The organism is Verrucosispora sp. CNZ293 (assembly GCF_002754655.1).
Window position 1 is genome coordinate 4783196 of record NZ_PEFR01000001.1, and the last position, 21885, is coordinate 4805080.

Sequence of the window (21885 nt, forward strand, 5' to 3'; positions counted from 1 at the left end):
AGGAACACGGCGGTGCCGTCCGGGCCGCTGCGGCGGCGGTGCCGTCCGGGCCGGTCCCACCTCCGAGCCTAGTGTGGGGAAGCGCCAATGTCGCGACGTCTGGTCAGCCTGACCCTGGACACCCTGGAGGACCTGCCCCGTCCCTGCCGGCAGTGCGTCTACTGGGAGCTTGATCCGGTTTCCGCGGACCGTGCCTGCGCCGCAGGCGATCCTGGGTTGGAGAAGGAGGCGTGGGTCTCGCAGACACTCCTCGAATGGGGTTCCTGCGGCAAGCTGATCTACGTGGACGGCATGCCGGCCGGCTTCGTCATGTACGCCCCGCCGGCCTACGTTCCTCGCTCGATGGCCTTTCCGACCTCCCCGGTCTCCGCCGACGCGGCGCTGCTGATGACCGCGAACGTGGTACCCGCGTTCTCCGGCGGTGGCCTCGGCCGGATGCTGGTGCAGGGGGTGGCCCGCGATCTGACCAAGCGCGGGATCAAGGCGATCGAGGCGTTCGGCGACGCGAAGTTCGGCGATTCCGCCGATCCGGGCGGGGCGTGCGTGGCACCTGCCGATTTCTTCCTCTCGGTGGGCTTCAAGACGGTTCGTCCGCATCCGCGCTTTCCGCGACTGCGGCTGGAACTCCGGACGGCGTTGAGCTGGAAGTCCGACGTCGAGTACGCGCTGGAGAAGCTGCTGGGCTCGATGAGTCCCGAGTCGCTGCTGCGTCCGGTCCGACCGACGCCCGCGACACGCTCCACGGCCGGCTGACAGCGTCCGGCCGGCCGCGACCTGACGCCATGGCCGGTTGACCGCTGGACGCCGACGCCGGTCCGCTCAGTCCACCACCGTGCCAGCGGCGACAGCCGCCCGCAGTTGGCTGACGTCGATCGAGCCGGTGGGGACGTCCTGTTCGATCGGCAGGTACATCCGCTGCACCGCGGCCACCATCGCCTCGACAAGCGTGTCCCGGAACCGGGGAGCGATGAGCCGTTCGCGGTCGGTGGGCGAGGTGAGGTAGCCGACCTCGACGCGTACCGCAGGCATCCGGGTGATCCGCAGCAGGTCCCATGCCTTGGCGTGGGTGCGGCAGTCCCGCAGCCCGGTACGTGCGACGATCTCCCGCTGGACCAGCCCGGCCAGCCGTTCACCGGTCGCCGAGGTCACTCCGTTGTCAGTGCCGTAGTGGTACGTGGCGACGCCCTCGGCCAGCGGGTTGGCGTGGCCGTCGGTGTGCAGCGAGATGAACACGTCCGCGCCGAGTGAGTTGGCCAGTTGCGCCCGGTCGATGTCCGGCAGACAGGTCTCCGGTGACGGTCCTCGGGTGAGCTGCACCCGCACACCGGACGCGGCGAGACGGCCCTCCAGCCGGCTGGCCAGATCGTGCATCAGATCCGCCTCGACCCAGCGCAGCGGGCCGTCCGCCACCACCACGCCCGGATCCGTCCCGCCGTGGCCCGGGTCGATCACCACGGTCCGCCCGACCAGGGTGGGGCCGGACTGTCGGATGGCGTCGGACTCGCGCAACCACTGCGGCCGTCCGCCGACCACCTTGCGGCCCAGGCGACGCAGGGCGCCCATGGTGTGCGGGCCGCAGGTGCCGTCCGGGACCAGTCCCACCTCACGCTGGAACTGCGCCACCGCCCGGGACGTGCGGATGCCGTAGATGGCGTCGGCGCGGCCGGTGTCGTACCCCATTTCCAACAGCCGTTCCTGCAACGAACGGACATCCTCGCCGGTGAGCGGAACCGGCACCGCGTGGTAGAGGGTGCGGGCACCCAGCCGCCAGCGGGCGGCGTCGAGCGCCCGCCAGGTCTCGGCGCCGACCCGGCCGTCGACGCTGAGCCCTCGCGACTGCTGGAAAGCCCGGACCGCCCGCTCGGTCGCCGGATCGAACTCGTCGCTGTGCGGGCCGGTTGCCTTCGACAGCAGGTCGAGGCCGGTCAACACCGCACGGATCTCGGTCACTGCGGGTCCCCGGTCACCGGGACGGATCGGACGCACGCACGACCCCCTCTGCACGGTGGTGGCTGCCGGGCCCCGCCGACGACGGGTGGCTGCCGTCTGCGGGGACCAGGTGCTCACCGGCGTCCGGCGGCCCCGGTTCGAGGTTATGCGCTGAGCGATCCGCAGGGGTGGTGGGCGGCGAAAAACGCGTCGACCCCGGGCCAGTGGAGTGGCCCGGGGTCGACGTTGACGTCGTTGCTGGGGTCAGAGCGCCGATTCGATCAGCTTGACCAGTTCGCCCTTGGGCTTGGCCCCGGCGATCGACTGCACCGGCTCACCGTTCTTGAACACGGTGAGGGTCGGCACCGACATCACGCGGTAGGCCCGAGCGGTCTCCGGGTTCTCGTCGATGTTGAGTTTGACGATGCTGACCTGGTCGCCCATCTCGCCGGCGATCTCCTCCAGCAGCGGCGAGACCTTGCGGCACGGCCCGCACCACTCGGCCCAGAAATCCACCAGGACCGGCTTGTCGGACTTCAGCACGTCTGCGGCGAAGCTCGCGTCGGTGACCGACTTGGTTGTTCCCACTGTTGACCCCTCCTCCTCAGATGTGTCTCGTCAGTCCTTGGGCAGCGTTGCGATGAAACGTTCCGCGTCCAGGGCGGCCGCGCAGCCGGTCCCGGCCGCGGTGATCGCCTGTCGGTACGTGTGGTCGACCAGGTCACCGGCGGCGAAGACACCGGGAATGCTGGTCCGGGTGCTGGGGGCCTGCACCTTCACGTACCCCTCGTCGTCCATTTCCACCTGGCCACGGAACAGTTCGCTGCGCGGGTCGTGGCCGATCGCCACGAACACGCCTGTGACGTCGAGCACCTTGGCCTCGCCGGTGTGGACGTTGCGCACCCGTACGCCGGAGACCTTGCCGTCCGCGCCGAGCACCTCCTCGACCACGGTGTTCCACTCGACCTTGATCTTGTCGTTGCCCAACGCCCGCTCAGCCATGATCTTGCTTGCCCGGAACGAGTCCCGGCGGTGGAGGATCGTCACCGAGTCGGCGAAGCGGGTGAGGAAGCTGGCCTCCTCCATCGCCGAGTCACCACCACCGACGACCACGATGTGCTGGTTGCGGAAGAAGAAGCCGTCACAGGTGGCGCAGGAGGAGACGCCGTGACCGAGGTACTCCTGCTCACCGGGTACGCCGAGGGGCCGCCAGGCGGAACCCGTGGACAGGATCACGGCCCGGGCGCGGTACGCGGTCTCGCCGACCCAGACGGTGCTTACCGCACCGGGGTGACCGGTGTCGGTCAACTCGACCCGGGTGACGTCGTCGGTCAGGAACTCCGCGCCGAACCGCTCGGCCTGCTTACGCATGTTGTCCATCAGCTCGGGGCCGAGGATGCCGTCCGCGAAACCGGGGAAATTCTCCACCTCGGTGGTGGTCATCAGCGCACCGCCGGACTGCACGCCCTCGATCACCAGAGGCTTGAGGTTGGCACGTGCCGCGTAGACCGCCGCCGTGTAACCGGCCGGCCCGGAGCCGATGATGACCAGGTTGCGGACCTCGTCCACTGCCGTCTCCCAATCGTGTTGACTGTCGTCACCGGCGTACGGGCCGATGCCGATCCGAGTGCCGACGCGGCGGCAACTGATGTGCAGAACGTCATCGTACGAAGCGGGAATTCCCGAGCCGGTCACTCGGTGGGTCAGGTCACGTGGACGGTCAAACGTCCGGCGACCGCGGGAATCACCCTACCCGCGTACGGTAGCGGGCGTCCGAGCCGGACCCGGGTACACCACACTCCGGACCGCTGACCCACGCCCAGCTCGTGCCGGCGGCATCGGTGAACTGGAGGACCAACGCGGGGAGCCCCTGGAAACGGGCGTAGTCGATGACGTCGAAGACCAGTGGCCCTGCGCTGTGCTCCGCGCTGATCTCCGCGAGGCAGGCGCTCAACGCCGTCTGGTCGCCGAGCCGGGTCAGATCTCCCGGGGCGGGCAGGCGCTCCTCGTTCTGCGTGCCGACCTCAGGGTCACCACTGCTGGAGAACTGCCTGATGCTCGGTGTCATGCGGGCCAGCGCCTCCGGCGTGTAGTCGGTGTCGCTGCGCTGCGGGGTGTCGACGACCCGGTACGGCGCGCCGGCCGCGGCGGAGGCACGTTCGGGTGCCGTTGTGGTGGCGGCCCGCCCCGCCGAGTCCTGCGGGTACGCGTGTGGCATCGCGGGACTGGCGGCCCGATCGCTCAGGGCGGTGTCGGTGGCCCGCTCGCCGCCCTGGTTCGACTGGGACAGTTGGAGCGCGCCCAACCCGACCACTGCGGCGGCGGCGAGCGCGACCGGTCCGGCCACCCGGGCCCAGCGGCGACGTCGCCGACCGGGCCGCGACGACGCGGTACGGTCCTGTCCCGGCCGGAGCGGCCCGCCCGGACGCCGGGGACCGCCCAGCGGCTGGGCCGGTACGACTGCCGCTTTTCCGCCTGTCGACTCCGACCCGGCGTCGGTGCCTGCCTCGTCGGCTGCCGGATCATCGTCGGCCACCGGGTCCTGGGGGGCCGACCTCGCGGCCTCCGGGTCCTCGGTAGCCGACGAGACCGGCGCGACCTCGACCGTGGGTACGGCGAGCGGTGCTGCGGCGGCGAGGGCGGCGCTGATCCGGTCCGTGATCTCCGGCGGCAGCTCGAGCGTCGGCTCACCCCACCCGGCCAGCTCGGCCCGGACGTTGTCTACGGCCGGGGCCAGCCGGGCGTGGGCGTGGGACCAGGCCGGGTCCTGCGCGACCAACCGGGTGATCTCAGCGTGCTCGGCGGTGCCGTCCAGCGCGCCGCCGAGGTAGTCGGCGAGCAGGTCGTGGTCGACCTCGCTGAACTCCCCGGTGCTCACGCTTCCTCCTGCTGTCTGGCGGCCGGCCGGGACCGCCCCGACCCCGATCGGACGCCCGAGGGGGCTTCCGGGTTCCCGCCGGTGACCTCCGGCACGTTCGGACTGGACCCGGCCGTCGGCCCGTTACCGGGTCTGAGGTGGCCGAGCATGACCGCGAGCCGGGCACGACCCCGGGCGCAGCGACTCTTGACAGTTCCCTCGGCGACTCCGAGGATCCGCGCGACCTCGGCGACCGGATAGCCCTGCACGTCCACCAGGACGAGTGCGGCCCGCTGCTCCAGCGGCAACGCGGCCAGGGCGTCCCGGACGACCATCGCGGTGTCGTGGTCGCGTACCGGGGCGGCGGGCTCCACGCCGCCGGTGGCGGGACCGTCGTCGGGGCCGTGCTGCCCGTCGGGCAACGGCACCGTCGGGTGGGCCTGGCGGCGGCGGATCCGGTCGAGGCAGGCGTTGACCACGATCCGGTGCAGCCAGGTGGTGACCGCCGAGTCGCCGCGGAACCGGCCTGCCGCGCGATGGGCGGACAGCAGCGCGTCCTGGAGGGCGTCCGCGGCCTCCTCACGGTCGCCGAGCGTACGCAGGGCGACCGCCCAGAGCCGGTCCCGGTGCCGGCGGAACAGCTCGCCGAAGGCGTCCCGATCGCCGGCGACGTGGGCACGCAGCAGATCGAGGTCGCTTACCGTGTCGTTCACGGAGGCGGCGCCCATCTGGTTGCGGCCGGCGTCGCGTACCTCCATCACCCGACCCGGCGGCTGCCGCCGTGCTGGTTTCTCATGACCCCTGGACCGTGATCTCCTGGACACCGACCTTGAAGCCGCCGCCGTTCGGCGGCAGCTCGGTGATCCAGAACAGCAGGTAGCGGTACTTCTTGTCGGCGTCGAAGCCGTCGAAGGTCATCGTGGTGCCGTCGTGTGCCTCGAACGGCTGCCCGATCTTGTTCTTCAGGTACGCCGTGAGGACCTGATCGTCACCTGAGCTGGACGACGGGGCGTCGACAGTGCCGGTGAGCAGCTCCGCTGAGGCGCCCCGGTCGGAGAGGTTGACCTGCACGGACTTGACGGTCCGCTCGGCGCCGAGGTCGATCCAGACGCCCATGCCCCGCTTGAGGTTGCCGAAGTTGCTGCGGTTGTAGGTCTCCGTGGACCAGCCCTCGTCCTGGTCGCCGTCGAAGACCTTCTCGGCGTCGCGTACCTCGCTCCGGTTGTTGCTGTCCGGGTCGATGATCCGAGCGTTGCTGATCTTGAGATTCCGAACCGCGGGCGCTGCCGGCTCCTCGTCCACCGGCGCGCTCGACGTCGGCGCCGCGACCGGGTTCGTCTGCGGATCGTCGTTGTCGTCGCCGAGGGTGCTGATCCCGATGAGCAGCCCGATCAGGGCCACCGTCAGCAGCCCGGCGATCCCCAGGGCGACCTTGCGCCCGCCGGCCGCGGCCAGCGGTGACGGCTCCTCGCCGGTCTCGCCGGCGAACCGCAGCGGCCCGCTGTTGTCGAGGTAGTCGTCGTCGGGCACGTCGAGTCGGGCCAACTCCGCGGTCAGGACGTCCGACGGGGGTGGGGCGATCTCGGCGTCGAGCAGATCCATTGTTAGGTCGTCCAGGTAGGCCGGCACACCGGCCCGGACCTGACGTGGCGCCGCGACCGACCCGTTGGCGTCGCGTACCGCGTCTGGGATGGCCGCTCGACCGTGCCCGGCGGTGGCACCGCGCAGCGGCGCCTCGGCGTGCGGCCAGTAACCGGTCATCGCGAAGTAGAGGATGCCGCCGACGGCCCGGACGTCGCTCTCCTGGCTGTCGTCGCCGTCGGTGCGGGCGTCCGCGAGCACCACCCGGCCGTCATCACTGATCATCACCGTGCCGGGGTGCACGTTGCCGTGCACCATGCCGGTGGCGTGCACGGCGGCCAGGGCGCTGGCGACGGAGTTACCGACGGCGGTCGCACGAGCGGCATCGAGCGGCCCGCCCGCGACCAGGTCCCGCAGGGACTGACCGTCGACCCACTCGCGCACCACGTAGGCCCGCTCGGCCTCGTCGATGGCGTCGTACACGCCTACCAGGTTGGGGTGGACGACCCGGCTGGCGGCGACCGCAGCCTGAAGCATCTCGGTGGCGGACTCGCCGCCCGGGTAGCGCATGACGACCGCGACGGGCCGGCGCAGCACGACGTCGACCCCGCGCCAGACCAGACGGCCCGCGCTGTCGTTGTTTATGTGCTCGACCAGTTCGTAACGTTCGGCGAGGATCTCACCGGCCGTCGGAGCACCGAAGGTCATGACCGGCGGAGTGGTCTCGTCCGCGTCCTGACCCTCGCCGACCTGGGTCACCCGTCCTCCCTCGGTGATCGTGTCGATCGATGGACCCGCGCTGCTGGGCATCTGCTTCCCGCTCCGCCTTCGTGTGGTACCGGCCGGCCGGTCGCAGCACGGTGCCGCGCGCCGGTGTCTGCCGTACCCGTCGAGTGCGACCTTACCCGGGATGACCCGATCCCCGACATGTCATGTTCCCGCCGTCCGGTGACGGTGGCGTCAGCAGTCGGTGGACTCGTCCCGTTACCACCGTTGTCGGCCCCGTTGCTGGTACGTGTACCAGCCAATCTAGAGGTTGACCACAACCGGCTCCGGCTGGGGCGGAACCGGTCGCATCGGCAGGTTCGGCAGCGCCCGATTCCCCGTCAAACGGCCGGGCATACTCGGCCGTCCGGTTGGTTATCCACAGGCCGAAGCGGTGGCTGAGCGGCGGCGCGCGGAGTTATCCACAGGAGCATCCCCAGCCTGGTGATCCGTGGTCACTCTGGGTGCACCTCGATCGAGCCGGGTTCAGCGGCCGAGCCGGCGACGGACCATCCCGACCACCTCGGTGATCTCGGAGATCCGCAGCACGGTCGCCAGGCCGAGGTAGGTACCGCCGATCACCGCACCACCGACCACCAGCTGCACCATCGCCTCCAACCAGGTCGGCGTGTCGCCGCCGGGCAGCAGGACGACCACCAGCAGGCCGACAAGCGCGGCACCGACCGCCGCGACGGTCACCCGGCCGAGGGTGCGCAGGATCGCGCCCAGCCCGATCTGACCCACCCGGGGGCGGAGCAGCCAGGCCGAGGCGATGGCGGCGGCCAGGTAGGAGACGGTATTGCCGATCATCATCCCGGCGCCCGCGAAGCTCGGCGAGAAGATCAGGAAGAGCGCGATCTGCACCCCGACCCGCAGCGCCACCACCGGAATGTTGATCAGCGCCGGCATCCGGGTGTCCGGCAGCGCGTAGAAGGCGAAGGTGAAGAGCTGACTGATCGCGAACGGGACCAATCCGATCGCGGCGACCAGCAGCACCGTCGACGTGGCCACTGCGTTGTCCGCGGTGAAGGCTCCGTAGCGGAAGACCACCACCGAGATCGGGGTGGCAAGTACGGCGTAGCAGACCGCGATCGGGGCGAGCACGGCGCTGACGGTCCGCGTACCCCGGCTCAGGTCGCTTGTGAAGTCGCGGAAACGGCCGTCGGCCGCAGCCGCGCTCATCCGGGGCATCAGCGCCGTGATGATCGAGACGGCGATGATGCCGTGCGCCATCATCAGCAGCAGGAAGACGTTGTTGTAGATCAGCAGGCCGGCGTTCTCCTCGCCCGCCGCCCGGGTGAGCAGGTTGACCACCACGAAGAGGCCGAGCTGGTTGACCGCCACGTAGCAGAACATCCAGCCGCCGAGTCGAGCCAGCTCGCGCAGCCCGAGTTGCCGGAAGTCGAACCGCAGCTTCCACCGGAAGCCGACCTTGCGCAGCGCCGGCAGCAGACCGGCGGCCTGCACCGCCACCCCGAGCAGCGTGCCCCCACCGATCAGCAGGACCTGGTTCAGCCCCACGTCACCGGGCTGCCGGGCCTGGGCGCCGAAGACGAAGATGTACGTGCCGAAGGTGGCGATGGCGACCAGATTGTTCAGGATGGGCGCCCACATCGGTGCCGCGAAGTGGCCCCGGGTGTTCAGGATGGCCGCGATCAGCGCGCTGATGCCGGTGAAGAAGAGCATCGGCAGCATCAGGTACGACAGCTTGGTGACCAGGCCGGTGTAGTCGTCGTCCTTGCCGCTGGCGTAAAGACTTGTCAGTACCGGTGCCGCGATCACCGCGATGAGCACGGTCGCGGCGAGGGCGACGACCGCCAGGGTCAACAGCCGCTGCGCGTACGCCTGGCCCCGGTCCGAGTCCAGCTTGCTCCGGCGGACCAGCACCGGGATGAGCACGCTCGTCAGGATGCCGCCGAGCAGGAACTCGTACACCTGCTGCGGCAGGAACATGGCGGTGGTGAAGACGTTGCCGATCAGGTTGCCGAGCGCCGCGCCGATCATGAGGTTGCGGAGGAAACCCGTACCCCGGCTGACCAGGCTGCCGATCGCCATGATCGCGCTGTTGGCGGCGACGCTGCTCTCCGCCACCTGCTCCTGGGGCGGCGCGACCGCCTCGGCCGCCGGCTGGTTCAACGGCTCCGCGGAGATGAACGTGGCACCGTCACCGGGCCGGCCGCCGGCCGCGCCGCCCTGCTGGGCGTTCGCGCTGCGGTAGAGCCCGCCGCTCATCTGTTGCCTCCAAGGGGTAAGCCGGAGCCGGCACCGGCCCACACGCCACAGACCTTAGTCAACCCCCGTCCGTTACCCGCGCCCGGCGGAGGAGATGCGGCTCAGGACCGATAGGCTGCGGATCCGATGTCCGAAGCCGCCGCATCCCACGCCACCGACCGCCGCGATCTCACCGCCGCGCAGCGCAACGCCGTCGCCGAACTGCTCCGGGTCTCCCCGGTGGCCGACGAGCTGGGCCGCCGGTTCGCCGCCGCCGGCCACGAACTGCACCTCGTGGGCGGTTCGGTACGCGACGCCCTGCTCGGCCGGCTCGGCGAGGACCTCGACTTCTGCACCGACGCGCACCCCGACCAGACGCTCGACATCGTGCGGGGCTGGGCGGAGGCGATCTGGGAGACCGGCCGCGAATTCGGCACCATCGGCTGCCAGCGGGGCGGTCTGCGCCTGGAGATCACCACCTTCCGGGCCGAGTCGTACGACCAGGTCAGCCGCAACCCGGTGGTCGCCTACGGCACCAGCCTCGTCGAGGATTTGCGACGGCGCGACTTCACAGTCAACGCGATGGCGGTGAGCGTTCCCGAGCACCGGTTCACCGACCCGTACGGCGGCCTGGCCGACCTGGCCGCGAAGATCGTGCGTACCCCGGGCACGCCCGCCGAGTCGTTCGGTGACGACCCGCTGCGGATGCTGCGGGCCGCCCGTTTCGCGGCGCAGTTGCGCTTCGCGGTCCACCCGGACGTGCGGGCGGCTATGACGAGCATGGCGACCGACCTGGACCGGATCACCGCGGAACGGATCCGCGACGAGTTCACAAAGCTGCTCTGCGGCGCGGACCCGATCTCCGGCCTGCGGTTGCTCGTCGACACCGGGCTGGCCGAGCGTTTCCTGCCCGAGTTGACCGGGCTCAAGCTGGAGATCGACGAGCACGCCCAGCACAAGGACGTCTACGAGCACACCCTCACGGTGGTCCGCAACGCCGTCTCGTACGAGGAGGACGGAGCGGACTTCATCCTCCGGATGGCCGCGCTGATGCACGACGTGGGTAAGCCGGCGACGAAGGCGATCGGCCCGGACGGGCGGGTCAGCTTCCACCACCACGAGGTGGTCGGTGCGCGGCTGACCAAGATGCGGATGAAGGCGCTGCGCTACCCGAAGGACGTCACCGCGAAGGTCACCGCGCTTGTCGCGCTGCACCTCCGCTTCTACGGGTACGGCCGGGGCGAGTGGACCGACTCGGCGGTGCGCCGGTACGTCACCGACGCCGGCGACCTGTTGCCCCGGCTGCACAAGCTGACCCGGTCGGACTGCACCACCCGCAACCGGCGCAAGGCGGCCCAGCTGGCGGCGGACTACGACGCGCTGGAGGACCGGATCGTCCGGATCGCCGCCGAGGAGGACCTGGCCCGGGTCCGGCCCGACCTCGACGGCAACGCGATCATGGAGCTGCTGGGTGTACCACCCGGTCCGGTGGTGGGACGGGCCTGGAAGTACCTGAAGGACCTGCGGCTGGAACGTGGACCGTTGGATCGCGACGCGGCCGAGGCGGAGCTGTTGCGCTGGGCCCGCGACGAGGGCATCCGCGACTGACCAGCTACGCGAATCGATCGCGCCGTTCAAGCCCGGCCGTGTCGAGGTCCACCGTGGTCCGTCCCACGGTGACGGCCGTACGTCGAAACGCTCACGTTTCGACCGAACGGTGGACGCGGTGCCAGCGAGGTTCGTCCATGATGTTGCTACGTCCATCAGCCCGCTGCTTCGCAGTTGGAGGCGGGACTATCCAGTATCCGTCCGACCGCCCACCGGGCCTGGTCGACGACTGACGGGGGCACATCCAGTGAATCGCCGTGGCGCGCTGCGCCGCTCGGCGGCGGCGGGGCTCGCCCTTGCCACCGCTTCGTCCATTCTCACCGTCGTGACCGGCGGTGCCGCGATGGCCGCTCCGGCCGACCAGCCCCGCGCCGAGGTGCTCGGCAGCAAGGGCGTCGGCGTCGTGCCGGACCGCTACATCGTCGTCCTCAAGGACCGGGGGGCGACCAACAGGTCTGTCCGGGCCGCCGCCTCGGCGCTCACCGGCGCGAACGGTGGCACGGTCCGCCGCGTGTTCGGCCACGCTCTCAACGGTTACTCGGCCGCCATGAGCCAGCGGCAGGCGGACAAGTTGGCCAGCCACCCCGATGTGGCCTACGTGGAGCAGGTTCGGCGGCTGTCGGCCAACAGCGGCACGCAGAGCAGCCCGCCGTCCTGGGGCCTCGACCGCATCGATCAGGCCTCGCCGAAGTTGAACGGCAGCTACAAGTACCCCAACACCGGCAGTTCGGTCACCGCGTACATCCTGGACACCGGAATCAACATCGCCCACCAGGACTTCGGCGGTCGGGCGAGTCACGGTTACGACGCCATCGACTCCGACGCGGTCGCACAGGACTGCAACGGCCACGGTACGCACGTCGCCGGGACCGTCGGCGGCACGAAGTACGGCGTGGCCAAGGGTGTGAAGCTCGTGGGCGTACGGGTGCTCGACTGCGACGGTTTCGGCACCACCGAACAGGTCATCGCCGGTGTCGACTGGGTGACCGAGCACGCCCAGAAGCCGGCCGTGGCCAACATGAGCCTCGGTGACGTCGTCGCCGTCCCATCCCTAGACGAGGCGGTGAACCGGTCCATCGCGTCCGGAGTCACCTACTCGATCGCGGCCGGTAACAGCTGGATGGACGCCTGTAAGGCGTCTCCGGCCCGGGTGCCGGGGGCGATCACCGTGGGCGCGACGGACCGGATCAACATGCGGGCGTGGTTCTCGAACTACGGCAGTTGCCTGGACATCTTCGCGCCGGGCGCGAGCATCGTCTCGGCGCGGCACAACAGCAACACCAGCAGCACGGTGTTCAGTGGCACCTCGATGGCCGCTCCGCACGTGGCAGGCGCCGCGGCGCTGCTGCTGAGCACCAATCCGGGCTGGACGCCGAAACAGGTCCGGGACCGGATCGTCACCACCGGCCTCGCCGGCGGGGTGTACGACACGAAGGGTTCGATCGACCGGCTGCTGACCGTCGGCTCGATCACGCCGACCCGCTACTCGCACGGCTTCAAGGCCCGCTCCAACGGCAAGTTCGTCACCGCCGCCAGCACCACCAAGCCGCTGGTGAACAACGGGACGAGCATGGGCACGGCACAGCGGTTCGACTTCGTCGACGCGGGTAGTGGCCTGGTTGCGCTGCGCTCCAGGGCCACCGGGCGGTACGTGGTGGCGCCGAGCAACGGCACCAAGCCGCTGATCGCGAGTCACAAGACGATCGTCACGTCGGCCAAGTACACAATCGTCAACCACACCGACGGCACGGTCAGCCTCAAGTCCAAGATCAATGGCAAGTACGTCACGGCATCGACATCCGGCAGCTCGTCGATGATGGCGAGCAAGACCTCCATCGGGACCAACGAGAAGTTCACAATCGACGCGGCGCCGCCGATTGTCAGCCTCCGGTCGAAGGTCAGCGGCAAGTACGTCGTGGCCGCGAGCAGCACCAAACCGCTGGTCCCCAGCAGCACGACCGTCACCAAGGCGGCAAGGTTCGACGTCATCAACGGTGGTGACGGCTTCTTCGGTCTCCGGGCCCACGCCAACGGCAGGTACGTGACCGCGGCGAGCAAGGGCACCAAGCCGCTGGTCGCCAGCAGCACCTCGCGGGGTCTCTGGGAGACATTCGACTTCGCCAACTACAACATCGACGGAACGATCTTCCTCAGGGCCAGCGACGGTCAGGCGGTCTCCGCCGGGTCGTCCGGCACCAGCCAGCTGATCTCGAACAAGACGATCAATTGGTCGTCCCCCGGTCTGGGGTTGGGCAACGGCGAGAGATTCACCGTCTCCACCGCCTGATCCGTCGCGGCACGGGCGGCGCCCGCCGGAGCGTCCCGGACATTCGGGACGCTCGGGCGGGCGCTCGCCGTTGCGGCCCCTGCTCAGGTGGACAATGGTGAGATGCGTTGGACCGTGCTCGACTCGCCGATCGGGGAGTTCTCCGTGGCCACCGACGGGGACAGCGTCTGCGGGACGCACTTCGGCCCGGTCGCCAACGGGACCACCGAGCCGACCGACGCGACCTCCCGGCGGGCGGTGGCGGAACTGCGGGCGTACTTCGCTGGTGAACTGACCGACTTCGGCGTGCCGGTGACAGTGCCGCACGGCTCCGACTTCGAGCGGGCGGTGTGGCGGGAGATGACCCGCATCCCGTACGGCGAGACACTGACCTACGGTGAGGTCGCCCGGCGGGTCGGTGATCCCGGAGCGGCCCGGGCGGTCGGCGTGGCCTGCAACCGCAACCCGATTCCGGTAATCGTGCCGTGTCACCGCATCATCGGGGCCGGCGGAAAGCTCGTCGGCTTCGGTGGCGGCCTGGACCGCAAGGTCAAACTTCTGGAGTTGGAGGCCCGGGTGGCGCTGCAACGCGCCTGGTCCTGATCAGTCGGTCACGACGTGCGTCAGGTCGGGCTGTCAGACCGGCGGTTGGGCATGACATGCCGCACATCGCGACATCCCGCCGTACCGGGTGCGGCGGGCCGGCGCGAAGACGGCGAGGGCCGGGTCCGCACGGACCCGGCCCTCGCCGGTGCTGCTTGTGGTCAGCGCGTCAGCGCTCGATCTCGCCGGCGATGAACGCCTCGACGGCGGCGTGCGCGTCGTGGTCGGCGTACTGCACCGGCGGGGACTTCATGAAGTACGACGAGGCCGACAGGATCGGGCCGCCGATCTTCCGGTCCAGGGCGATCTTCGCGGCCCGGACGGCGTCGATGATGACACCCGCCGAATTCGGCGAGTCCCACACCTCAAGCTTCAGCTCGGCGTTGAGCGGCGTGTCACCGAACGAGCGGCCCTCCAGGCGGATGTACGCCCACTTGCGGTCGTCCAGCCACGGCACGTGGTCGGACGGGCCGATGTGCACGTCGCTCTTGGCCATCTCGTGCGGCACCTGGGAGGTCACCGACTGGGTCTTCGAGATCTTCTTCGAGACCAGGCGGTTGCGCTCCAGCATGTTCATGAAGTCCATGTTGCCGCCGAAGTTGAGCTGGTACGTACGCAGCAGCTCGACCCCCCGGTCCTCGAAGAGCTTCGCGAGGGCGCGGTGCACGATGGTGGCGCCGACCTGGCTCTTGATGTCGTCACCGACGATCGGCAGGCCGGCGTCGGTGAACTTCTGCGCCCACTCCGGGTCGGAGGCGATGAAGACCGGCAGGGCGTTGACGAACGCGCAGCCGGCGTCGATCGCGGCCTGGGCGTAGAACTTGTCGGCCTGCTCAGAGCCCACCGGCAGGTACGAGACGACCACGTCGACCTGCGCGTCGCGCAGCGCCTTGGCCACGTCGACGGGCGTGGCGTCCGACTCCTCGACGATCTCGCGGTAGTACTGGCCGAGGCCGTCGAAGGTCGGGCCGCGCTGCACGGTGACGCCGGTCGGCGGCACGTCGCAGAGCTTGATGGTGTTGTTCTCGCTGGCGACGATCGCCTCCGCGAGGTCCATGCCCACCTTCTTGGCGTCGACATCGAACGCCGCGACGAACTGCACGTCAGAAACGTGGTAGTCGCCGAAGGTGACGTGCATGAGACCCGGGACGCGGTCGTTGGGGTCGGCATTCCGGTAGTACTCGACGCCCTGTACCAGGGACGAGGCGCAGTTACCCACACCGACGATGGCGACGCGGACGGAGCCCATCGCGTGTGCCTCCTTCTTCTCTGTCACGGCCGCTCTGTCCTGGTCTCACCAGGCGGAGGCGGGCTGTTGTCTTCTCGTGGGCCGCCGGCCGTCCCGTCGTTCGGGACCGTCGGGGCACGGCCGGAGCGCTCGTTGGCGATGAGCTCCTCCAGCCAGCGGACCTCACGCTCACAGGCCTCCAGGCCGTGGCGCTGCAGCTCCAGGGTGTACGCGTCGAGGCGCTCGGCCGCCCGGCCCAGCATGTCGCGAAGCCCTTCGCGACGTTCCTCGATCGTGCGGCGGCGACCTTCCAGGATTCGAAGTCGGGTCGCCCGGTCGGTTCGGGCAAAGAACGCGAAGTGCACACCGAAGCCGGTGTCGCCGTAGGTCTCCGGCCCGGTCTGTGCGATGAGCTGGGCGAAGCGCTCTTTTCCTTCCGCGGTGATTTCGTAGACCACCCGACCTCGTCGGCTGGTCAGCGCGGGAACCTCCTCGGCGGTGGCGGGTGTCTCGTCGGCCTCGGTGATCCATCCCGCCGCCTGCAGCCGGCGCAGGGTCGGATAGAGCGAGCCGTAACTGATGGCGGCGCGGATCGCCCCGAGCTTGGCGGTGAGCTCCTTGCGCAGCTCGTAGCCGTGCATCGAGGCCTCCTGCAGCAGGCCGAGGATGGCGAGTTCGAGCACCGGCCATCCTTCCTTTACCCTGAGCGTGGAGCGCTAACCGCCACGATGTATCGGACCGATACATCGCACCGTAGCGTCTCGTTCCTGTCTGGGCAAACCCCCGTTCTGATGTCCTACGGTCACGGATCGTCACGGTGGTCGCCTCGTCAGAAGAGACCGCGTACCCTTTCCCGCATGCGTACGCAGCGCCAGGTCGTCGACTACTCGCTTCGAAAGCGAGCGGCGCTGCGTGAGCTCCTCGCCGGCCGCGTAGGCACCTATGACCTGTGCGACGCGTCGCCCTACCTGAAGAACGCCGCTCGGTTCCACGGCGAGTCCACCGACGAGCGGTGCCCGATCTGCCGGAGCGAGAACCTGACGCTCGTCCACTACATTTACGGGGACGAACTCAAGCAGTCTGCCGGCCAAGCCCGTAATGTGGCTGAGCTGACCATGTTGGCGATGACGCTGCGTGAGTTCCAGGTCTTCGTGGTGGAGGTGTGCCTCGGCTGTGACTGGAACCATCTCGTCGAGCAGTACCTGCTCGGGCGGGACGGTCTGACCGGCGTCGCCGACGGCGACCCGGAGCATGGTGAGGCGAGCGGCATGACCGCCGACGGAACGGGTGTTCGGCGAAGGCGAGAGGCGCAACGGTGATTCGAGCTCGATCGGCCGGCCCCGGTCGCGTGCGACGCGGCTGGGGTGACCGACGGCTTGCAGGTCTGAATGGTCCGATTGATACGGATCTGGCGCCGCGACCATGGCACCCCCGTGCCGTGCTCGCAGGTGTCACAACTCACGGCAAACCGGTGGCGGTGCGAACGCGCCCCACCGCGACGGCAGGGTGTGAGGAATGAACTCGTACGGCGATCCCAGCTCCTCGCGCGGCCGGGCCTGGATTCCGGGCCAGGACGAACCGGGGCAGGCGGACGACGCGTACCGCCGCCCGGGTGGTGAACCGCGCGGAGTCAACTGGTCAACCGGTCCGGAGGCCTCCGGTCCGTCGGCCCGTGCCTCGGTGGGCGGACGGGCCTCGGTCGGTGGCTCGGCGAGTGTTCCGCCGCGTGGCGGGTCCACCGGCGCGGCACCGGTCGGCCGGGCCGTCCCCGGCCGTGCCTCGGTGCCCGTCTCGCCGGCTGGTCCCGGTCGGGCCTCGGTGCCGGTCTCGCCCGCGCCGGGTCGCGCCGGTCGGGCTTCGGTGCCGGTGTCGCCGGCAGGGCCGGGTCGTGCCTCGGTCGGTGCTGCCGCTGTGGGCGCGGCGTCGGCCGGTCGGGCGAGCGTCGGTTCGGCGTCCGTCGGCGGTCGGGCCGCGGTGGCCCGGGCGAGCGTCGGTGGCCCCGGCGGGCCGGGCGGTCCCGGTGGGCCAGGTGGGCCAGGTGGACCGACCGGGCCCGGTCGCGGTGGCCGCGACCCGGGTGCGGTGGCCCGCGCCCGCAAGCGCAAGCGGATGAACATGTTGATCGCCGGCTTCGCGGTGTTCATCATGCTGGCCGGCATCGGCGTGGTCGGGTTCACCTACTACTCGACGAACGTGGTGCTGCCCAAGGAGATCCCGCTGCCGCTGTCCACCACGGTCTACGCCAAGGACGGCAAGACGGTGGTGGCCAGGCTCGGCAACGAGAACCGCACCTTCGTCACCATCGACAGCATCCCGCAACACGTGCAGGACGCCGTCGCCGCCGCCGAGGACCGCAACTTCTACCGGCACTCGGGCGTCGACTACAAGGGCATCGCCCGGGCCGCCTGGAACAACCTCTCGGGCGGCGACAAGCAGGGTGCCTCGACCATCACCCAGCAGTACGCCCGTAACGCCTACGAGAACCTCCAGGACGACAGTTACGCGCGCAAGGTGAAGGAGGCGATCCTCGCCTCGAAGCTGAACGACAACTTCACCAAGAAGCAGATCATGGAGAACTACCTCAACGTGATCTACTTCGGTCGCGGTGCGTACGGCATCGAGGCGGCGGCCCAGACGTACTTCAACACCACCACCAAGAAGCTCAACGCTGCCCAGGGGGCGGTGCTCGCCGCGCTGATCAAGCAGCCCGTCGCCAGCGCCACCCACAAGGGCTTCGACCCGGCTACCAACGAGGTCGACGCGAAGTCCCGGTGGGAGTACGTCATCAACGGGATGGTCGAGGAGGGTTGGCTGAACGTCCCGGGCAAGCCGGAGCGGCCGACCGAGTACCCGAAGGTCGAGAAGCCGAAGAAGAACAACGGCTTCGGGGTCGCCACTCCGGGCGGCAACGTCATCAACTACGTCCGGCAGGAGATGGAGCAGTGGGGACTCTGCTCCAACTACGGCGCCGAGGGCAAGCCCAGCTGCGTCGACGAGTTGCGTGAAGGTGGTTACCGGATCACCACCACCATCGACCCGAAGATGCAGAAGGCGTTGGAGGCGGCGGCCCAGCCGGACCGCAAGGGCTCGGTGATCAAGGGGAACCCCAAGAATCTGATGGCGGCGGTGGTCTCCGTCGACCCGAAGACCGGCCGGGTGCTCGCCTACTACGGCGGTGACAGCGGCGCCGACTTCGACTACGCCGGCCTCAACACCGACCAGAACGGCAATCTCGTCGGCGGCCACCCGCCAGGCTCGTCGTTCAAGGTCTACACCCTGGCCGCGGCGATCGATGCCGGCATCTCGGTGAAGTCGCACTGGGACGCCACCCCGTTCACGCCCGACGACTACGCCAACAAAATCCAGAATGCGGGCCGGAACGCCAGTTGCGCCAAGTGGTGCACCTTGCAGGAGTCGACAGTCCAGTCGTACAACGTGCCGTTCTTCCACGTGACCGAGGACATCGGCCCGGACAAGGTCCTTGACATGGCCCGCCGGGCCGGCATCCGCACCATGTGGGACGACAAGCAGAAGGCGTACGACCTGACCAAGGAGAAGCCCGAGAAGCTCGCGCCGAGCAAGTTCGACCGGGTGATCGGCTACGGCCAGTACCCGGTCACCGTGCTGGACCACGCCACCGGCCTGGCCACCCTCGCCAACAAGGGCAAGTACAACAAGGCGCACTTCGTCCGGACGGTGGAGAAGCAGAACAAGGCCACCGGCAAGTGGGACAAGGTGCCCGGCACCGGCGAGAAGCTCAAGCCGCAGCAGGTGATCCGGCCGGAGGTCGCCGACGAGGTGACAGCGGTGCTCAAGGAGATCCCGGGTAAGAGCAACGCCAGCCTGGTGAACCGGCAGGCTGCCGGTAAGACCGGAACCTGGGAGCACAACAACACCGACAAGAACGCCCACGCCTGGATGGTCGGCTACGACGAGAACCTGGCCACCGCCGTCTGGATCGGCAGCCGCGACCCGAGGAAGCCGGCGATCGTGGACAAGAACGGCGACAACGTCGGTGGTAGCACCATCCCGGCCGCGCTGTGGAAGCGGTACATGGACGATGCCCTGAAGGGCTACGACCCGTCCAACCTGCCCGACGTCACCGGGGTTGGCGATCAGGACGCCGGCAACGGCGACGAGCCCGCCCCGCCCCCGCCCCCGCCTGGTGCCGGTAACCAGCAAAACTGCAACCCGCTCGACCTCCTCTGCCAGCTCAACGGCGGAAACAATGGCGGGAACAACGGTGGTCCCGGCGGTGACAACAACGGCGGCAACAATCCGGGCGGCCCACCCGGAGGTGAGCAAGGCCCGGGCGGCGAAGGCGGCGGCCTACTACCGACAAGAACGCCGACCCGGGACTAGGACCTAGCTCCCACTGACGTTGCGGGCGGCCGGAGAACCTTTCTCTGGCCGCCCGCTACTGCTGTCCCGGGAGAGGCATCTTCGGTTTGAGATGGGGCGCGGCCACGGACTCCTGACCGGCATCCGTCGCGCCAACCGGCGTCCCCGCCCACGCGGCGGGGACGCCGGCCGTCCGGAAGGAGAAATCACGTGGTCGAGTCGCCGCCGGGACCATCCGAGTCCCCGCGCGCGTCGACGCGGGGTCCGCAACGTGTCGACAACAGACTGCCTGCCTCCCTGTTCTGGCGGGTCACGATCGCAGCGCTGCTCGGCGCGGTGATCGGCACCGTGATCGGGGCGACCTGGCGGGCACTCACCGAGTCCGATCGACCGGCCGAGGACATAATCGCTCTGACCTTCCTCGCCTGGCTGGTAGGTCTTCCGGTGCTGTTGGTGGTGAGCTGGGTGGTACTGGCGCTCACCGGTCCGGCCTGGGTGGCGCCAACGGTGACGATCGCGGGGCTGGCTGCCGGAGCCTACGTCGCGGGCCTCTACCAGAAGGCCGCCGGCTCGTCGGACGCGACACCGGTCGCGATCTGCGCCTTGGCCTGGGGAGCCTGCTATACGGCCGTCGCGCTGGCCTGTCTTCCTGGGTTGTCCCGAGCGGTCCGCGTCGCACTTGCCGCGCTGCTCATCACCCCGGCGGTCCTGTTCCTCGTGCTCTGAGCTTCCGTACCTGGTCACGGCCGCCCGCCGGCTCGTCAGATGCGGCATGTCGGGGCTTCCGGTGCCAGGGATACCGCGACATGCCGCATACCGCGAGCGCCGACCGAAGACCGCAGTCGTCGACCGCCGGTGCCTCGGTGGCCGGAGTGCCCACAACACAGGCGACAGTGCCTCGGGGATTCGATGTGGTTTCCGCTTCAACGCGGTCGCCGGATGCGGCAGGATGCACGGTCATGAGCACGAAGTCGACGCCAGGCATCGATGGATCGGGTGCCCCCGATCACCCGTCCCGCTCCGACGGCTTCGTCCGGGGACTTTCCGGTCTGATCGGCGGTCCACTCGGTGACCACGCGGTCGCCCGGGACCGGCCGGTCGGCGCGGAGCGTCGGTTCTGGACGGCGGTGCGGATCGTCCTGGCGCTGACCTGCCTCACGCTGGCCCTGCACTGGGTGCAGAAGTCACCCTGCCAGGACGGCGCGTGGGTGAACAACGAGCAGTACACCCGCTTCTGCTACACCGACGTCCTCGCGCTCTACTACGCCGAGCGGCTCAACGAGGGAGCTGTGCCCTACCGGGATCACCCGGTGGAGTACCCGGTGCTCACCGGGTACTTCATGGGGGCGCTCGGGTTGCCGGTCCACTCGGCCGGCGTCGACAACCCGGACATGAACCAGGGCCAGTGGTTCTACAATCTCAACGCCCTCGTGCTCGGCGCGCTGGCGGTGGTCACCGTGGCGGTGATCCTGGCGCTACGCCGCAGGCGGCCGTGGGACGCCGCGCTCTTCGCGCTCGCTCCCGCGCTGCTGCTCACCGCCACCGTCAACTGGGACTTCCTCGCCATCGGACTCGCCGCGCTCGGCCTGTTGGCCTGGGCGCGCTCCGGGCCGGGCCCGAAGGGGACGCTGCTTGTCGCGCTCTCCGGAGTGCTGCTCGGGCTCGGTGGCGCGGCGAAGATGTGGCCGCTGTTCATTCTCGGGCCGATCCTGGTGCTCGCGTTACGTGCCAACCGGATCCGGGCCGCGCTGCTGTCCATCGTCACCGCCGCGGTGACCGTGGTGCTTGTGAACCTGCCGGTGGCGATCCCGTACCGGGACAACTGGAACCGGTTCTTCGAGCTGAACACCACACGGCCCATCGACTGGGGCACCTTCTGGTACATCGGCCGCTACCTGGACGGGAAGTTCGGCGACCCGGCAAGTGTCGGGCCGTTCCAGTGGCTCGACGGAAACATTCCCACGCTGAACCACCTGTCGTACGCCCTGTTCGGACTGGCCTGCCTCGGTATCGGCGTGCTGGGGTTGCTGGCGCCGCGGCGGCCCCGGCTCGCCCAACTCGCCTTCCTGGTGGTTGCCGCCTTCCTGATCTTCAGCAAGGTCTGGTCGCAGCAGTTCGTACTCTGGCTGCTGCCGCTCGTGGTGCTCGCCCGGCCCAAGTGGGGGGCGTTCCTCGTCTGGCAGGTCGCCGAGGTCTGCTACTTCATCGCCTTCTACGGCCAGCTGCTCGGCGCGTCGACCGGCACACCTGTCTTTCCGGAGGGCGTCTTCGTGCTCGCCGCGAGCCTGCGCCTGGCCGCCGTGGTGGCCCTCGTCGTCCTGGTCGTACGCGAGATCATGAACCCGGAGCAGGACGCGGTACGCCGCACCTACGCCGACGACCCGGACGGCGGCCTGCTCGACGGCACCCCTGACGCTCCCTGGCTGGACCGATGGCGAAACCGCCGTTCGACGATCGAGCAGACCCCGACGCCCGTAGCCACCACGACGTGACCAC

General features: G+C 69.5%; 17 protein-coding genes. 8 read left to right on the forward strand and 9 right to left on the reverse strand.

Annotated elements, in window-relative coordinates:
* Nucleotides 1–87: 87 nt before the first annotated feature.
* Nucleotides 88–753 carry a GNAT family N-acetyltransferase gene (locus CLT74_RS21870; RefSeq protein ID WP_099848413.1) on the forward strand — a complete coding sequence of 222 codons (666 nt, stop codon included), beginning with the start codon at nucleotides 88–90 and terminating at the stop codon, nucleotides 751–753.
* Between the two features lie 66 nt (nucleotides 754–819).
* Here the strand turns inward: CLT74_RS21870 and CLT74_RS21875 are convergent, their stop codons facing one another.
* The 7 genes from CLT74_RS21875 to murJ all read right to left on the reverse strand — a co-directional run bounded on the left by CLT74_RS21875 (nucleotide 820) and on the right by murJ (nucleotide 9364).
* Complete coding sequence (locus CLT74_RS21875; protein ID WP_099848415.1) at nucleotides 820–1986, reverse strand: N-acetylmuramoyl-L-alanine amidase; 1167 nt, start codon at nucleotides 1984–1986, stop codon at nucleotides 820–822.
* 207 nt (nucleotides 1987–2193) lie between these two features.
* On the reverse strand, nucleotides 2194–2517 hold the full coding sequence (gene trxA, locus CLT74_RS21880; RefSeq protein ID WP_099848417.1) for a thioredoxin: 324 nt from the start codon (nucleotides 2515–2517) through the stop codon (nucleotides 2194–2196).
* Between the two features lie 30 nt (nucleotides 2518–2547).
* The gene (gene trxB, locus CLT74_RS21885; protein WP_099852573.1) at nucleotides 2548–3498 is read right to left on the reverse strand and encodes a thioredoxin-disulfide reductase; all 951 of its coding nucleotides are present in this window, start codon (nucleotides 3496–3498) and stop codon (nucleotides 2548–2550) included.
* Nucleotides 3499–3673: 175 nt separating this feature from the next.
* The gene (locus tag CLT74_RS21890) at nucleotides 3674–4807 is read right to left on the reverse strand and encodes a hypothetical protein (RefSeq protein WP_099848419.1); all 1134 of its coding nucleotides are present in this window, start codon (nucleotides 4805–4807) and stop codon (nucleotides 3674–3676) included.
* Nucleotides 4804–5544, reverse strand: coding sequence for an ECF RNA polymerase sigma factor SigM (gene sigM / locus CLT74_RS21895; RefSeq protein ID WP_486582485.1), 741 nt, complete (start codon nucleotides 5542–5544; stop codon nucleotides 4804–4806). Before sigM ends, CLT74_RS21890 begins: the two co-directional genes overlap by 4 nt.
* 34 nt (nucleotides 5545–5578) lie before the next feature.
* On the reverse strand, nucleotides 5579–7177 hold the full coding sequence (locus CLT74_RS21900) for a protein kinase family protein (protein WP_099848421.1): 1599 nt from the start codon (nucleotides 7175–7177) through the stop codon (nucleotides 5579–5581).
* Nucleotides 7178–7618: 441 nt separating this feature from the next.
* Nucleotides 7619–9364, reverse strand: a complete 1746-nt coding sequence (murJ, locus tag CLT74_RS21905) for a murein biosynthesis integral membrane protein MurJ (RefSeq protein WP_099848423.1) — start codon at nucleotides 9362–9364, stop codon at nucleotides 7619–7621.
* 126 nt (nucleotides 9365–9490) lie between these two features.
* On the opposite strand from murJ, the gene CLT74_RS21910 reads away from it, so the two are divergent.
* The 3 genes from CLT74_RS21910 to CLT74_RS21920 all read left to right on the forward strand — a co-directional run bounded on the left by CLT74_RS21910 (nucleotide 9491) and on the right by CLT74_RS21920 (nucleotide 13820).
* On the forward strand, nucleotides 9491–10951 hold the full coding sequence (locus tag CLT74_RS21910; protein WP_099848425.1) for a CCA tRNA nucleotidyltransferase: 1461 nt from the start codon (nucleotides 9491–9493) through the stop codon (nucleotides 10949–10951).
* 247 nt (nucleotides 10952–11198) lie between these two features.
* The gene (locus tag CLT74_RS21915) at nucleotides 11199–13238 is read left to right on the forward strand and encodes a S8 family serine peptidase (protein ID WP_099848427.1); all 2040 of its coding nucleotides are present in this window, start codon (nucleotides 11199–11201) and stop codon (nucleotides 13236–13238) included.
* A 102-nt stretch (nucleotides 13239–13340) separates the two neighbouring features.
* Nucleotides 13341–13820: a methylated-DNA--[protein]-cysteine S-methyltransferase gene (locus CLT74_RS21920; RefSeq protein WP_099852579.1), complete on the forward strand. Its 480-nt coding sequence runs from the start codon at nucleotides 13341–13343 to the stop codon at nucleotides 13818–13820.
* 169 nt (nucleotides 13821–13989) lie between these two features.
* On the opposite strand, the gene CLT74_RS21925 is transcribed toward CLT74_RS21920, so the two are convergent.
* Complete coding sequence (locus CLT74_RS21925) at nucleotides 13990–15069, reverse strand: inositol-3-phosphate synthase (protein ID WP_099848429.1); 1080 nt, start codon at nucleotides 15067–15069, stop codon at nucleotides 13990–13992.
* Nucleotides 15070–15092: 23 nt separating this feature from the next.
* Nucleotides 15093–15731, reverse strand: a complete 639-nt coding sequence (locus CLT74_RS21930) for a PadR family transcriptional regulator (protein WP_099848431.1) — start codon at nucleotides 15729–15731, stop codon at nucleotides 15093–15095.
* Between the two features lie 174 nt (nucleotides 15732–15905).
* Between CLT74_RS21930 and CLT74_RS21935 the strand changes: the two genes are divergently transcribed.
* The 4 genes from CLT74_RS21935 to CLT74_RS21950 all read left to right on the forward strand — a co-directional run bounded on the left by CLT74_RS21935 (nucleotide 15906) and on the right by CLT74_RS21950 (nucleotide 21881).
* Nucleotides 15906–16367, forward strand: coding sequence for a DUF5318 domain-containing protein (locus tag CLT74_RS21935; protein WP_099848433.1), 462 nt, complete (start codon nucleotides 15906–15908; stop codon nucleotides 16365–16367).
* A gap of 196 nt (nucleotides 16368–16563) precedes the next feature.
* A complete protein-coding gene (locus tag CLT74_RS21940) occupies nucleotides 16564–19410 on the forward strand; it encodes a transglycosylase domain-containing protein (protein ID WP_099848435.1) in 2847 nt (948 codons plus the stop codon).
* Between the two features lie 189 nt (nucleotides 19411–19599).
* Entirely contained in the window at nucleotides 19600–20115 is a 516-nt protein-coding gene (locus CLT74_RS21945; RefSeq protein ID WP_099848437.1) for a hypothetical protein, read from the forward strand.
* Between the two features lie 233 nt (nucleotides 20116–20348).
* The gene (locus tag CLT74_RS21950; protein WP_099848439.1) at nucleotides 20349–21881 is read left to right on the forward strand and encodes a glycosyltransferase 87 family protein; all 1533 of its coding nucleotides are present in this window, start codon (nucleotides 20349–20351) and stop codon (nucleotides 21879–21881) included.
* Nucleotides 21882–21885: the final 4 nt, after the last annotated feature.